The organism is Streptomyces sp. NPDC127190 (genome assembly GCF_042672505.1).
Lineage (GTDB): Bacteria > Actinomycetota > Actinomycetes > Streptomycetales > Streptomycetaceae > Streptomyces.
Genome location: NZ_JBHXVE010000021.1, coordinates 17,969 through 30,624, shown reverse-complemented (window position 1 = coordinate 30,624; position 12,656 = coordinate 17,969). Strand labels below are relative to the sequence as shown.

At 69.1% G+C, this 12,656-nt stretch carries 15 protein-coding genes and 1 pseudogene; 8 read left to right on the top strand and 8 right to left on the bottom strand.

Features of this window, described 5'->3' with window-relative positions; all coding sequences use genetic code 11:
* Window positions 1-25: 25 nt before the first annotated feature.
* From ACFVIU_RS28125 to ACFVIU_RS28115, 3 genes are all read left to right on the top strand, one after another.
* Window positions 26-901, top strand: coding sequence for a serine hydrolase domain-containing protein (locus ACFVIU_RS28125; RefSeq protein WP_385845906.1), 876 nt, complete (start codon window positions 26-28; stop codon window positions 899-901).
* 153 nt (window positions 902-1,054) lie between these two features.
* Entirely contained in the window at window positions 1,055-1,531 is a 477-nt protein-coding gene (locus tag ACFVIU_RS28120) for a transposase (protein ID WP_106979999.1), read from the top strand.
* A gap of 342 nt (window positions 1,532-1,873) precedes the next feature.
* A complete protein-coding gene (locus ACFVIU_RS28115; RefSeq protein ID WP_385845905.1) occupies window positions 1,874-2,323 on the top strand; it encodes an ATP-binding protein in 450 nt (149 codons plus the stop codon).
* A gap of 53 nt (window positions 2,324-2,376) precedes the next feature.
* On the opposite strand, the gene ACFVIU_RS28110 is transcribed toward ACFVIU_RS28115, so the two are convergent.
* Window positions 2,377-2,835 (bottom strand): ATP-binding protein, encoded by a 459-nt coding sequence (locus ACFVIU_RS28110; protein ID WP_385845904.1) that lies wholly within the window; start codon window positions 2,833-2,835, stop codon window positions 2,377-2,379.
* A gap of 184 nt (window positions 2,836-3,019) precedes the next feature.
* Here ACFVIU_RS28110 and ACFVIU_RS28105 point away from each other — a divergent pair, with 184 nt between their 5' ends.
* Window positions 3,020-3,379, top strand: coding sequence for an STAS domain-containing protein (locus tag ACFVIU_RS28105; protein ID WP_037664513.1), 360 nt, complete (start codon window positions 3,020-3,022; stop codon window positions 3,377-3,379).
* 80 nt (window positions 3,380-3,459) lie between these two features.
* Here ACFVIU_RS28105 and ACFVIU_RS28100 read toward each other — a convergent pair whose 3' ends face one another.
* Both ACFVIU_RS28100 and ACFVIU_RS28095 read right to left on the bottom strand, forming a co-directional pair.
* Entirely contained in the window at window positions 3,460-4,302 is an 843-nt protein-coding gene (locus ACFVIU_RS28100) for an RNA polymerase sigma factor SigF (RefSeq protein ID WP_385845902.1), read from the bottom strand.
* A gap of 281 nt (window positions 4,303-4,583) precedes the next feature.
* Complete coding sequence (locus ACFVIU_RS28095) at window positions 4,584-4,943, bottom strand: STAS domain-containing protein (RefSeq protein ID WP_051850793.1); 360 nt, start codon at window positions 4,941-4,943, stop codon at window positions 4,584-4,586.
* Window positions 4,944-5,301: 358 nt separating this feature from the next.
* Between ACFVIU_RS28095 and ACFVIU_RS28090 the strand changes: the two are divergent.
* Window positions 5,302-5,448, top strand: a pseudogene (locus ACFVIU_RS28090) (IS630 family transposase); the annotation flags it as partial.
* On the opposite strand, the gene ACFVIU_RS28085 reads toward ACFVIU_RS28090, so the two are convergent.
* A complete protein-coding gene (locus tag ACFVIU_RS28085) occupies window positions 5,445-5,789 on the bottom strand; it encodes a type II toxin-antitoxin system PemK/MazF family toxin (protein ID WP_037664509.1) in 345 nt (114 codons plus the stop codon). The pseudogene ACFVIU_RS28090 and the gene ACFVIU_RS28085 sit on opposite strands and share 4 nt — an antisense overlap.
* Before the next feature lie 168 nt (window positions 5,790-5,957).
* Between ACFVIU_RS28085 and ACFVIU_RS28080 the strand changes: the two genes are divergently transcribed.
* Window positions 5,958-6,494 (top strand): GNAT family N-acetyltransferase, encoded by a 537-nt coding sequence (locus ACFVIU_RS28080; protein ID WP_385845900.1) that lies wholly within the window; start codon window positions 5,958-5,960, stop codon window positions 6,492-6,494.
* Between the two features lie 54 nt (window positions 6,495-6,548).
* Here ACFVIU_RS28080 and ACFVIU_RS28075 read toward each other — a convergent pair whose 3' ends face one another.
* Entirely contained in the window at window positions 6,549-7,109 is a 561-nt protein-coding gene (locus tag ACFVIU_RS28075; protein WP_055495989.1) for a hemerythrin domain-containing protein, read from the bottom strand.
* 257 nt (window positions 7,110-7,366) lie between these two features.
* On the opposite strand from ACFVIU_RS28075, the gene tkt reads away from it, so the two are divergent.
* Window positions 7,367-9,580, top strand: coding sequence for a transketolase (gene tkt, locus ACFVIU_RS28070; protein ID WP_385845899.1), 2,214 nt, complete (start codon window positions 7,367-7,369; stop codon window positions 9,578-9,580).
* Between the two features lie 4 nt (window positions 9,581-9,584).
* On the opposite strand, the gene ACFVIU_RS28065 is transcribed toward tkt, so the two are convergent.
* Window positions 9,585-9,776 (bottom strand): hypothetical protein, encoded by a 192-nt coding sequence (locus ACFVIU_RS28065; protein ID WP_385845898.1) that lies wholly within the window; start codon window positions 9,774-9,776, stop codon window positions 9,585-9,587.
* Between the two features lie 31 nt (window positions 9,777-9,807).
* Here ACFVIU_RS28065 and ACFVIU_RS28060 point away from each other — a divergent pair, with 31 nt between their 5' ends.
* On the top strand, window positions 9,808-9,942 hold the full coding sequence (locus ACFVIU_RS28060; RefSeq protein WP_267887667.1) for a hypothetical protein: 135 nt from the start codon (window positions 9,808-9,810) through the stop codon (window positions 9,940-9,942).
* 335 nt (window positions 9,943-10,277) lie between these two features.
* On the opposite strand, the gene ACFVIU_RS28055 is transcribed toward ACFVIU_RS28060, so the two are convergent.
* Together ACFVIU_RS28055 and ACFVIU_RS28050 are read right to left on the bottom strand one after the other, a co-directional pair.
* Window positions 10,278-10,769 carry an STAS domain-containing protein gene (locus tag ACFVIU_RS28055; protein WP_385845896.1) on the bottom strand — a complete coding sequence of 164 codons (492 nt, stop codon included), beginning with the start codon at window positions 10,767-10,769 and terminating at the stop codon, window positions 10,278-10,280.
* A complete protein-coding gene (locus tag ACFVIU_RS28050) occupies window positions 10,769-12,253 on the bottom strand; it encodes a PP2C family protein-serine/threonine phosphatase (protein WP_385845895.1) in 1,485 nt (494 codons plus the stop codon). The genes ACFVIU_RS28055 and ACFVIU_RS28050 overlap by 1 nt, the downstream gene beginning before the upstream one ends.
* Between the last annotated feature and the right edge of the window lie 403 nt (window positions 12,254-12,656).

Here is a 12,656-nt window from a genome sequence, read left to right as displayed (position 1 = left end):
GTGGCTGCCGGAGCTGGGGAAGCCGATGGTCGTACGCACGCCGGCGAGCCCGGTGGACGACGTGGTGCCGGCCGACCGGCCCATCACCGTCTTCGACGTGCTGGCCTCCCAGGCCGGGTACGGATTTCCCTCCGACTTCACACTGCCGGCGGTGCAGGAGTTGTTCACGGTGCAAAAGGACGGCCGGGTGCCGAGCAGCTTCCCGCCGGCCGACGAGTGGATGGCGGCGCTCGGCCGCATCCCGCTGCTGTACCAACCGGGTGCTGCCTGGCTGTACGACACCTGCTCCGTCCTGCAGGGGGTACTGATCTCGCGGGTCACCGGACAGCCGCTGCCCGAGTTCCTGACGGAGCGGATCTTCCAGCCACTGGGCATGGTGGACACCGGTTTCGAGGTGCCGGCCGCCAAGCGGGGCCGGTTCACCAGCTTCTACAGGCCAGGTGACGACGGCAGCCTGGAGCTCGCCGACGGCCCGGACGGCGAGTGGAGCAGCCTGCCCGCGCTACCGCTCGGCAATGGCGGGCTGGCCTCGACCGCCGACGACTGGCTGGCCTTCTGCCGGATGCTGCTGGCCGGCGGGGTGGCAGCCGACGGCCGCCGGGTGCTGTCGGCCGACTCCGTGCGCATGATGACCACCGACCATACGAATCCGGCGCAGCGCGACATCGGCCGACTGTTCCTGGACGGCCAGGGCTGGGGCTTCGGCGGCTCGGTCGACATCGACCGGACCAACCCGTGGAACGCGCCCGGCCGTTACGGCTGGGTCGGCGGCACGGGCACAGCGGCGCACGTCATCCCGGCCACGGGCGCGGTCACCATCCTGCTGACCCAGGTGGCAGCGACGGGTCCCGTGCCGGCACCGGTGATCAGGGAGTTCTGGCGGTACGCGGCGGACGCCTGACACACGCATCTCACGCCCGGAACCTCACGGTGGGCCAGCTGACCGGGTGGCGAGATCGGACCACGACGCACGGCTGTTTAAGCACGCAAGGAGATCTTGCTGAGGTGTCCCGGTCGAGCGTGACTGTTGTGACGATCTGATCGCTCGGCGGGTATGACGACTCGGCCGTGGGTCGTGGACAATGACATGTGGGCGCTGACCGAACCACTGCGGCCGCCCTGGCCGACGCGGTCGCCGAGGCCGACGCCAGTGGGTGATCGGCTCTGTCTGCAGGACGTCCTGTACGTCCTGCACCAGGACATCGCCTGGCAACTCCTACCGCTGGGGCTGGGATTCGGATCCGGGCAGACCTGCTGGCGGCGCCTGAACCGCTGGCAGCGGGCCGGAGCCTTCGTGGTATTTGCCGCAGCCCGCTTGTCGGCACGCGCCTGCATCGGCGAATCACCCGTGCGAAGGACGACTCACCTGCCAACGCATTGGACCGTGCGCCATTTCCCCCAAGCGAACCCTGCCGACCGCGGCTGCGAGAGCGTCCCGGCCGTCTTGCGGCGGCCGGACTCGGAGTTGACCGAGCACGGTCCCTGGCGATCAGGGACTTTCGACTTCCACCGGCCTGAGGATGAGCACTGATTCAGGCACCGGCTTCACCTCCAGCCAACCGAGAGTCTGCTGCTCTGCACCGAGGCCCTCACCGAAGCCCCGACCACCAGGGGGAGCAGTTCGGTGAAGACCGCCTCACGCACGCGCTGGCCACTCAGAGTCACACCATCGCAGCGTTCACACTGTCACCCAAGTCGTGCGCGTACCGGTACCACGGGCATGGACGACGACCAAGCCGCTCTCGTCCTGACAGCCACACCTCAGTCGCCTAGTAGGCTGCCAGAGGCGTAATGGCGTCACAGCGGGTAGGCGAATACAGGCAAGTCCTATTGCACGTGAAGAAATGCCAAGGAAACCGACAAGGGATCCTCCATGACTACCACGCTCAGTAAGCAGACACCGGAAGAGGAGCGGCCGAGGGCGCCCTGGCGCTACGGCGCCGCTTGGGGCACCAGGGGTGCGCACATCGCCCAGGCTCGCCACGCCGTGCGTTCACTGCTGGCACGGGCAGGACACCATCCGCGCGAGCGTTCCAGCCAGGACGCCCAACTCGTCGTCAGTGAACTGGTCACCAACGCCGTCCGTCACGCACCCGGCCCGGGTGAACTCCTGCTCGAAGTCTCTCCGGACGCCGCGCAGTTGCGGATCAGCGTCCGTGACAGCTCCCCGCTCCCGCCACGTCTTCAGGTGCCCGACGCCGGCCGCATCGGCGGACACGGCCTGTACCTGGTCACCCGGCTTTGCGACCAGGTACGCACCATCGCCCTGGGCACGGGCAAACGAGTCGTCGCACACCTGCCCTTGCAGCAACCTGCCGGCTGACCCTCGCGAGAGTTGCGCACCGAGAGCGGCTGACATCTCCCGCCGGGCCGGCGTCAGGCCGAGGGCCGGGGATCAAGCAGGAGGCGGGCGGTGACCCGTTTCCCGGCCTCCTCGGGCAGGACGGTGAGGTCGGCCGCAACGGCCTTCACGATCTCCAGACCGTGCTGGCCCACCCTGTAAGGGTCCGCCTGCCGAGCCGTCGGAATCCCGGGATGGCTGTCCCACACTTCCACCTCCACCGCCTCGTCCGCCAGCCGCAGGCGCAACCGGATGGGGCCGGGTGCGTGTTTGCAGGCGTTGGTGACCAACTCGCTGACCACCAGCTGAGCCAAGCTCACGATGCGCCCCGTCACCCTCGTCGGACGGTTGTCGGCTGCGTCCCCGGTGAAGAAGGCGGCGGTTCGGTGACGGGCTTCGGCGATGCAGGAGCCGTCTCCTGACAGCGCGATGGTCTCCTCGACCGCCGTGGAGTTCGGTCCGTGGCAACACTCACGTTCTGGGACCGCGCCCATCTGTCCTGTCACTCCCGCCCTGCTCGCGTACGCCGTCCTCCCGGGCGGGTACCGCGCACGCGCAACCTGTACCTGTGGGTGGCAGGGCCATCCGGGTGCAGTACCAGTACCGTGCGCGAGCAGATCCACATCGAGGAAGTGCTGGGTACGGCGTCACCGACGCTTGCTGAGGTGCTGAGGGACTGTGGCGGACAACCGTTCTGCAGGAAATGCGCGTCTGTCGATCAACATGAGTCATACCAGTGGCGTCCGGGTGGTTACGGCGTGCGGCGAGATCGATCTTGACAGCGCTCCGCAGTTGCTGGATGCCCTGACCGCCGGTGACGCTGCCGCTCAGGTGACGGTGGTGGATCTCAGCGGCGTCACCTTCATGGATTCCAGCGGCATCAATGCTCTCATCGCCGCGCATCACGCCGCGCAGCGCCATGGCGGCCGGCTGCGACTCGCTGCGCCGAGCCCCGCCGTCTCCGAGACCCTCGGGATCGTCGGCCTCACCGAGGTCATCCCCTGCCACCCGACTCTGCGCGACGCGCTTGCCGTCTGACCCCGTCAGCCGGATGAGCTGAGCATGGCTGATGCCCGCCGCAGCCATGGCGGGCATCATGAGGGGTACCGCGGATGGACTCAGCCGGTCGTGAGCATGCCTTCGCGCAGCCGGGCCAGGCACCGGGACAGCAGTCGCGAGACATGCATCTGCGAGACACCCAGACGTTCGCCGATCTGGGCCTGGGTGAGCTCCTCCACGAACCGCATGTGAATGAGCTGTCGGTCTCGCTCGTCGAGCTCGGCGATCATGGGTGCGAGGGTATGGAAGTCCTCCACCAGCTCCAGAGCCGTGTCCTCGGTCCCGATGAAGTCCTGGAGCGCCGCCTCGCCGTCCTCGCTCCCGTTGAGCGTGGCGTCCAGGGAGGAGGAGTTGTAACCGTTCGAGGCCAAGCGGGCCTCACGCACCTCGTCCTCGGACAGGCTCATCAGCTCCGACAGCTCCTTGACCGTCGGGTCACGGTCGAGACGGCTGCGCAGCTCCTCGGTCGCCTTGGCGAGCTGGACACGGGCCTCCTGCAGCCGCCGGGGCACGTGCACGGCCCAGGTCGTGTCGCGGAAGAAGCGCTTGATCTCACCGACGATGTAGGGGATGGCGAAGGAGGTGAACTCCGCCTCCCTCGACAGCTCGAACCGGTCGATCGCCTTGATCAGACCGATCATGCCGACCTGGACGATGTCCTCCATCTCCTCCGGCCCACGGCTGCGGAACCGGCCCGCCGCGTAGCGGACCAGGGACATGTTCATCTCGATCAGCGTGTTACGGGCATAGCTGTACTCCCGCGTGCCCTCTTCCAGCACCGCCAACTGCTGGAAGAACAGCTTGGACAGCTCACGAGCGTCCTTGGGCGCCACCTGGGAAGGATCGGCGACCTCCGGCAACTCGGCCGTCCGGGTGTGCGTTGCCAGCGTGCTGGGCGCCATGCTGATACCCTCCCACGATCGATCTCACCGCTCCTGCCTGCCGAAACGGCCGACGACATGCCGCCTACCCCGCCATCCTGCACCCATGCCTGCTCCCTGAGCGAACGGTGAATCGGACTCCGCTCAGGCGCCAGGACGCATGGCGGGGGCAGTGTCCCTGAGCCGACAGCGGTCGTTGCGCAGGGCCGTACCGTCCGCCCGTCCGAACGCTCACAGCTGACCTGTCCGCAGCTGCTGGCGCCTCTGGGCGGCGCGGCTTTCGAGCGAGCGCCGACAGGGTGTCAGGAAGCAGGGTTGGACCTGGCAGCGGGACCGTGCTGTGGTCGCAGTACGAACAAGGCGTCGAGGCCCGTGATCGCAAGTACGCGAAGCAGAACCGGCTGGACGCCCGTCAGGGCGAATTCCGTCCCGGCCTGCAAGGCACCGCCTCTGGCCGCTACCAAGGCCGTGAGTCCGGCCGCGTCGCAGAACGACACTCCGGACAGGTCCAGCAGCAGCCGGACCGGCCGTTGATCTAGACATTCAGCCAGGACGGGGCACAGTTCCGGACCGGTGAACTGGTCCAGTTCACCGAAGACGCCCACCACCGCCGTGCCGCCCTCATGGACAACCAGGGTGGTGATGCCTCCCGCGCCACTCATCCCGCGTCTCCCTCGATCGCTGTGACGCCAGCGTGCGGGCATATCAGTCGGGTTCCAAGGACGCACCGGCACAGCGCGTTTCTGAGCCCGTGCGTGTCCCTGGATGGTTCGGTGGTGCCCATGGGCCAGTCGATGCCGTCCACCTGCTCCGAACCCGGGCCTGTCCTAGGCGTCAACGGTATCGACGCCCGTGAGAAGTGTCTCTCGAACCAACTCGCGGAGCGGATACCGACTGACACCTGCCGACGGCTTCTGGCTGTATCGGTGATTCCTGACACCGGTTGTCGAGCGGCCGCGACACCGCCCGGTGCTGGCGGAGAGTGATATCGCCAAGTTTTGACACCACTTGGGGGCTTGCGTCGAGGCCCGCTTCGGGCCGCTGCGGCAGTTCACCCTGGCTAATACGCATCATCCGAACCACACGATCCAGACCCGGGCCCTGCACGCCGAGAAGGGCCTTCGCTGGGGAAGCCGCCCCTGCTCGTTGCCTGATCAAGCAGCCTAGCGCGCAGCCTGCTCGAGTCCACCGGCACGGAGGGCATCCTCGATCTCGCCGAGCTTCGCTGACGACAAGACTCCCACCCGCTCGGTCAGATCTTCCTTGGCCAGCGTGACCAGCCAAGTGCACGGGACAAGACCGGGACGAGGCAGCGCCACTCGAAGGACGCCCTCGACAGGCAGCCCCTCGGGCGCCCCCACTGCCACCTCAACGGCCACACCGCTGATCTCGATCCCCGCAGGAGCGACGACCTGCATCGCTCGGAACCCGGACGCCTCGTCTCCTGACAGCAGTACCACCGGCCGCCGCTCGTCAAAGTCCGCCAACCAGACCTCACCGCGCTGCATGTGCCCTCCCGACGCAGGATCGCGGGGGAACCCTGCACGCCCCGGACCGAACACCCCATTGCCGACCGTAATCCAACCAGTCCAGCGGTCGCAGCGGCCAGCGAACCCGGTGAACCTGCGCGCTCACAGCCCTAGGCCAGTGCTCGGCGGAGAGATCATCATGTGGGAATGACTGAGAACCGATCCACTGTGGCACCGACTGTGGTGCGGCTCGCCCAGTTCACGAAGGCGGACCAGGAGGAGATCCTTGGCATCAGCGATGATCCCTTCGGTGTCGCCTGGACCGGTCTGACCTGGCTGCCGAAAGAAGAGCACTTCGCCATCCGGTACGACGGCCGCCTCGTGGCACACGCCGGCCTGCTGCGCCTGCCTGTTGCGATCGGCGACGCCGAGACAGAGGTGGTGGGCGTCGGCGGGGTGGCCGTCTCACCCGGCATGCAAGGTCACGGCCTCGCTCGCCTCGTCGTCACAGCTGCCCTGGAGCACGCCCGAACGATGGGTCCTCAACACGCACTCCTCTTCTGCCGGCCTCCCCTCGTGTCGCTCTACCAGCGCCTCGGATGGCACCCGCTCGACAAGGACGTACTCGTCGAACAACCCGAAGGCCGCCTCGTGACCATGCCGCTGCGGACCATGGTGACGCCCCTGCGCGACGACGCCCGGTGGCCCTCAGGGCCAGTACGGCTGTCCTCACTCCCTATGTGACGGGCCCCCTGTAGCAAAAGCCGCGCAGCGTTCCGGGCAGGACGCCGTGCGCCGTCAGTCCTTGCCGCGCCCCGTCAGGGCGTCCCTGATCCGGTCCACCATGCCCGTGCCGGGGGCCAGCAGCTTGTTGGCCGGCGGGGTGTCAGGAGCCGACGGGTGCGGCCGGGTGGGCGCCGTCTTCTTGGCCTGGCGGACCTTGTCGCCCAGCTTCATCAGCTCCTCTTCGGAGGCCGCCGACCGCAGCCGGGGGAAGAGGTTGTCCTCCTCGTCGCGGACGTGGCTGCGGATCTCGGTCATCAGCTCACCGATGAGCCGGTCGAATTCCGGATCGTCGGCGCCGACGGCTTCGAGCGCTTTCATCGTCCGTTCGGCCTCGGCGTGGTCCTCGATCTCCTTGTCGGCGACCGTGTCACCGTCGGGCAGGAACTCGCGCACGGCCGGGTAGAGGTACGCCTCCTCGGCGACCGAGTGCCGTACCAGCTCGATCACGGCCTGGTCGGCGTACTTCTTGCGCTGCTTGTCTCCCGGGCTCAGGGCCTCGATCTTCCCGAACAGCTCATCGACCTCGCGGTGGTCGGTGGTCAGTTCCGCGATGACGTCCCCGCCGTGTCCCATGGGCGTTCCCTTCTTTCACGCTGCGCCGTCCGGAATGCCTCGACCGTGTATCCACGGCCCAGCGCCCGCAAACCGGGTGGGCATTCGGCGCATCCGCTCACCGCGTGGCACCCAGTGGGCGGCACTGCGATGGAATGCCGTCGGTGGGGTACGCCTGTTCTGACCCGGGTCCGCACGTCGTCGAGGGGGCGTGTGCTGGTCTCCCGAAGCAGAGCACGGCTGAAGCAGAGGGCCCGGCTTGACGAAGGAGCAACGGCATGGCGAGTGAACAGCCCGACGGCACTGCGGGACGCGACAGGTCCTTGGCGCTCCCGGTAGCGGAGCAGGCAGGCTGGGACGAGGTCGATGTGCGGGCGGTGGACACCGTGCGACTGCTGGCGGCCGACGCGGTGCAGAAGGTCGGCAACGGGCACCCGGGCACCGCGATGAGCCTCGCCCCTCTGGCCTACCTGCTGTTCCAGAACGTCACGCGGCACGACCCGGAAGACGACCAGTGGCTGGGACGGGACCGGTTCGTGCTCTCCTGCGGGCACTCCAGCCTGACCCTGTACATCCAGCTCTACCTGGCCGGCTACGGACTGGAGCTATCGGACCTGGAGGCGTACCGGACCTGGGGCTCCGCCACTCCCGGCCACCCCGAGCACCGGCACACCCGCGGAGTGGAAATCACCACCGGACCGCTGGGCCAGGGGCTGGCCAGTGCGGTCGGCATGGCCATGTCGGCCCGCCGCGAACGCGGACTGCTGGACCCGGACGCGGAGCCGGGCACCAGCCCCTTCGACCACCACGTTTACGTCATCGCCTCCGACGGCGACCTCATGGAGGGCGTCACCAGCGAGGCCGCCTCCCTGGCCGGCCACCAGAAACTTGGCGACCTCACCGTCTTCTACGACTCCAACCACATCTCCATCGAGGACGACACCGACGTCGCCTTCAGCGAGGACGTACCCGCCCGCTTCGCCGCCTACGGCTGGCACGTGCAGACCGTCGACTGGACCGGCAGCGGCAGTTACGTCGAGGACGTCGACGCCCTGCTGGCCGCCACACGGGCCGCGAGGGAGGAGACTGGCCGCCCTTCGCTGATCATGCTGCGCACCCTGATCGGCTGGCCCGCCCCGAACAAGCAGAACACCGGCAAGGCCCATGGCTCCGCGCTGGGAGAGGACGAGGTCGCGGCCACGAAGAAGCTGCTGGGCTTCGATCCCGGCGCACACTTCACCGTCGAGGACGAGGTCCTGGCCCGTACCCGGCAGGCGGCTGAGCGCGGCCGGCAAGCGCGCGCGGCATGGGACGAGACGTTCACGGCCTGGCAGAAGGCCAATCCCGAGCGTGCCGCGCTGCTGGACCGGCTGCGGAAACAGGAACTGCCCGACGGCTGGACCGACGCGCTGCCCGTCTTCCCTGCCGATGCCAAGGGAATGGCCACCCGGGCCGCTTCCGGCGAGGTCCTCAGTGCGCTCGCGCCGGTCCTGCCGGAGCTGTGGGGAGGATCGGCCGACCTGGCCGGAAGCAACAACACCACCATGGACGGCGAGCCGTCGTTCCTCCCCGCCGACCGCCAGACCAAGGACTGGAAGGGTGGCCCCTACGGGCGGACCCTGCACTTCGGTATCCGCGAGCACGCCATGGGCGCGATCCTCAACGGCATCGCCCTGCAGAGCCTGACGCGCCCCTACGGCGGCACCTTCCTGACCTTCTCCGACTACATGCGCCCCGCCGTACGCCTGGCCGCCCTGATGCAGCTGCCCGCGACCTACATCTGGACCCACGACTCCATCGGCCTGGGCGAGGACGGTCCCACCCACCAACCCGTCGAACAGCTCGCCGCGCTGCGCGCCATCCCCGGCCTCGACGTCGTGCGGCCCGCCGACGCCAACGAGACCACCGCCTGCTGGCAGACCATCCTGGAGCACACCGACCGGCCCGCCGGCCTGATCCTGAGCCGACAGAACCTGCCCGTCCTGGACCGCGGCAACGGCGAGTACGCCCCGGCCCGGGAAGCGGCCCGTGGCGGTTACGTCCTCGCGGACGCCGTCGACGGAGCACCCGCGGTGATCCTGGTGGCCACCGGCTCCGAGGTCCATATCGCCCTGGCCGCTCGGGATCTGCTGGCCGCCGAGGACCTCGCGGTGCGGGTGGTCTCGATGCCGTGCCGGGAATGGTTCGCCGCCCAGCCGCAGAACTACCAGGACTCCGTCCTGCCACCCTCCGTCCGGGCCCGCGTCAGCGTCGAGGCCGCTGTGGCACAGGGATGGCGCGAGATCATCGGCGACGCCGGGCGAGTCGTCAGCCTGGAACACTACGGCGCCTCCGCCGACTACCAGCGCCTCTACACCGAGTTCGGCATCACTCCCGAAGCGGTCGCCGCCGCTGCCCGTGACAGCATCAACGACGCCCAGCACACCGTCCGCCCCGGCGGCCACCAGCACACGTCAGCACCCACCGAAGGAGGTACCGGCGACCGCCCATAGACCTTCATCCCCGCACCGGTGGGGTTTCGATCGCCTCCTGGTTACTGCCGCCGGAGATCTCCTTCTTTGCGTCTGAGACCTTCACCGCCGTCAGCAAGGACAGCGGCACGGCGGAGGACGTCAGGAGGTTCCGCATCTCCTTCGACCTGCCCACGGTCAAGGGCACGAAAGCCGAAGCCTCCGGCGTCGACGTCATCGCCCAGGACGGCAAGACCTACCTGAACTCGGTGGGCGACCAGTTCCTCGCCGCGGGCACGTCCCGGCCGATCACCGTGCTGATCACCGTGCCGGGCGACCCGGCTCATCTGCCGCGGGAGTACCCCCTCGACGGCCTGAGGGCCACGCGTCTGCCCAACCACTGATCACACTCCACGGGGCAACGCCTGCCGCCGCGCACCCGAACATGCAAGGCATCGCCCTGCGCGTCCGCAACCGTCACCTTTCAACGGAGTCCCCACGTGAGTCTGACTGCCGCCCGGACGTCCGCCGGGCAACCGGCTCCCGGCGATGCGCGGTATCTCTTCCACATCACCTGAGGAAGAAGAACGCCAGTTGCGTCTCCAAGGCGCCGATGCTGCCTATCGCTCGCGGGCCGCCGCAGCACACGGGGAACGGGACAGCCAGCGCGGGGGTACTGCGGTAGGAGCGCCGGGCTCGATCGCTGGTACAGACGCCCCGTCGTGACGCGTCCGCGCGATCAGTTCAAGTTCGCGGAGGGGTTACGAGCGCTGTCGCAGGCCGTGTGTTCCCCTTCGGCCGGCGTACCAGCCCCGTCGGCGGTGCTCACACGGTCGACGGAGCCCTGCGGCCCTGCGCTGGTGGGCTCGTCGGGGGTCATGGTGGTGACTGCTTCGCTGGTGGTGGCATGGACCGGCAGGATCGTGTCGACACCGGTGAGGACGAGCATCCGCATCAGGCGGTCGGGGACGTTGGCGAGCCCGAGTGCACCGCCCACCGCCTGGGCGGCGTGCCAGAGACCGATGAGCGCGCTCAGACCGGCGGAGTCGCAAAAACCCACCTGTGACAGGTCCAGAACCAGGTGCGGAGACCCTTGCTCGATGATCATCGAGGCGTCGCGGCGCAGGGTTTCCGCGGTGCGCATGTCCACGTCCCCGGCGACCGTGGCGATCGCGAGGCCGGGACGGGGGTGCTGGACGGTCAGCTGCAGCGTGTCGGTCACGTCGGTCATCACTCCTGGCCGAAGTGTTCGGGCGCGGCGGCGGTGTGGGCGGTGGCAGCGACACTGCCGTCGGGCATGGCGTGAGGGTGGGGGACGGACAGGGCCAGCAGGGCAACATCGTCGCCGGCTCCGTCGGGCAGCGAGGCCAGCAGGGTGATGCTGTCCTCGACCAGGGAGGTGGCGGTGACGGGCCCGGTGCGCTGGTGGAGGAAGCCGGTCAGGCCGTCGTCACCGAGCATGGCGCCCTCGGTGGTGCGGGCTTCGGTCAGCCCGTCGGTGTAGAGGAACAGACTTTCCCCGGCCGTCAGGGAGAACGTGGTCTGGGCGAAGGGCGCCTGGGGAAAGGCGCCGACGAGCATCCCGCCATGGGGGCGTACGGCCCGCACCCAGACGGCGCCGCTGTCGTCGGGGCGCACGTGGTAGGCCGGCGGGTGGCCGCCGGTGGCGACGGTGACGGTGAAGCCGCCGTCCTCCCGGGGCTCGAGGAGGCCGAAGAGGGCGGTGCAGAAGCGGCGGCCGGCGGTGACGTCGGTGAGCAGCATGGTGTTGAGCGCGCTGAGCACGGTGACGGGGTCGGCGTTGATCTGGGCCGTGGCGCGCAGGGTGTGGCGGGCCAGGGCGGTGACGGTCGCCGCCTCGGGGCCTTTGCCGCACACGTCACCGAGGAAGAACGCCCACCGGTCGCCGTCGAGGGGGAAGACGTCGTAGAAGTCGCCGCCCACGTCGTGGGCGGAGGCGGTGCGGTAGTGGCAGGCCAGTTCCAGGCCCGGTACCACGGGCAGGGCCGGGGGCAGCAGGGTGCGCTGGAGGGTGGAGGCGAACGCGGCGATGGCGGCCTTGTCCTGCTCCGCCTTCTCACGTGCCGCCCGTTCTGCCTCGGCCCTCGCCCGTTCCGCCTCGGCGTGCCGCCTCTCCGCCTCCCGGCGGGCCTGCTCGTCGCGCAGGGCGTGCAGCGCCGACAGTCGCAGCTCCATCTCGTCCAGCACGATCGCGGCGAGATCGGCAAGGGTGGCGGTGTCCTTCTCGGTGATCGAGCGCGGCCGGGTGTCGAGGACGTTGACCGTGCCCAGCTTGTGCCCGTCGGGGGTGGTGATCGGTGCGGCGGCGTAGAAGCGCACCCCCATCTCCCCGGCGACCAGCGGATTGTCTGCCGCGACGGGGTCCTTGAGGGTGTCGGGGATGACCATCGTGTCATCACGCAGGATCGCAGAGCCGCACAGGCCCGGATCACGGCCGATCTCCGCGACACCTTCCAGGCCGTGGGCGGCCTTGAACCAGATGCGGTCGGTGTCCACGATCGTGACCGTCGCCACCGGCACGTCGAAGAGCCGGGCAGCCATCGCCGCCACCCGGTCGAACGCCCCGTCGGGCGGAGTGTCGAGGATGTCGTAGCGGCGCACCGCCGCGATCCGGGCCGCCTCCGCATCCGGGTCGGGGACCAGCTCGGGGCGGCGCCCGGGAGCCGGGTCGGTGGCCGATGCCTGCTGCATCATCGGCTTTCCTCTCCGTCGATGGGCTGCCGCCGTGAACGGCACGAACCGACGCAGCCTAAAGCGACAACACGCCCGAACGCCAATGCCGCCGTCGGCCGGGCCCCGGTCGCGGTCTGCCGTGCGATGTGCCGTATCGGCGTCGGTGGGAGGGCCCTACGGCGGGGCCTGACTCAGGTGAGCGCTGACTGCTGTGCCCTGATCACACTGTGCCGACCGCTGGCGAGGGGGCGGTGCGTCGCTGGTCAGAGCCGACCGGGCTGCGGCCGGGCCGTGGGTCCATGGGGCGAGAGACGCTCGACAGGCCCTTATGAAGAACATGCTCGCATCAGCGGCCATCGAACGGCGGCCGAATCCGGGGTGCGTGAAGGTGCCTCACCCGCACGCGTGCGGGACAGCACGTCGC

Bases quoted from the DNA above. Each gene is read 5' to 3' on its own strand.
- ACFVIU_RS28125 (WP_385845906.1), top strand. From the start codon at position 26: ATGGTCGTACGCACGCCGGCGAGCCCGGTGGACGACGTGGTGCCGGCC.
- ACFVIU_RS28120 (WP_106979999.1), top strand. From the start codon at position 1,055: ATGACGACTCGGCCGTGGGTCGTGGACAATGACATGTGGGCGCTGACC.
- ACFVIU_RS28115 (WP_385845905.1), top strand. From the start codon at position 1,874: ATGACTACCACGCTCAGTAAGCAGACACCGGAAGAGGAGCGGCCGAGG.
- ACFVIU_RS28110 (WP_385845904.1), bottom strand. From the start codon at position 2,835: ATGGGCGCGGTCCCAGAACGTGAGTGTTGCCACGGACCGAACTCCACG.
- ACFVIU_RS28100 (WP_385845902.1), bottom strand. From the start codon at position 4,302: ATGGCGCCCAGCACGCTGGCAACGCACACCCGGACGGCCGAGTTGCCG.
- ACFVIU_RS28095 (WP_051850793.1), bottom strand. From the start codon at position 4,943: ATGAGTGGCGCGGGAGGCATCACCACCCTGGTTGTCCATGAGGGCGGC.
- ACFVIU_RS28085 (WP_037664509.1), bottom strand. From the start codon at position 5,789: ATGCAGCGCGGTGAGGTCTGGTTGGCGGACTTTGACGAGCGGCGGCCG.
- ACFVIU_RS28080 (WP_385845900.1), top strand. From the start codon at position 5,958: ATGACTGAGAACCGATCCACTGTGGCACCGACTGTGGTGCGGCTCGCC.
- ACFVIU_RS28075 (WP_055495989.1), bottom strand. From the start codon at position 7,109: ATGGGACACGGCGGGGACGTCATCGCGGAACTGACCACCGACCACCGC.
- tkt (WP_385845899.1), top strand. From the start codon at position 7,367: ATGGCGAGTGAACAGCCCGACGGCACTGCGGGACGCGACAGGTCCTTG.
- ACFVIU_RS28065 (WP_385845898.1), bottom strand. From the start codon at position 9,776: ATGACGTCGACGCCGGAGGCTTCGGCTTTCGTGCCCTTGACCGTGGGC.
- ACFVIU_RS28055 (WP_385845896.1), bottom strand. From the start codon at position 10,769: ATGACCGACGTGACCGACACGCTGCAGCTGACCGTCCAGCACCCCCGT.
- ACFVIU_RS28050 (WP_385845895.1), bottom strand. From the start codon at position 12,253: ATGATGCAGCAGGCATCGGCCACCGACCCGGCTCCCGGGCGCCGCCCC.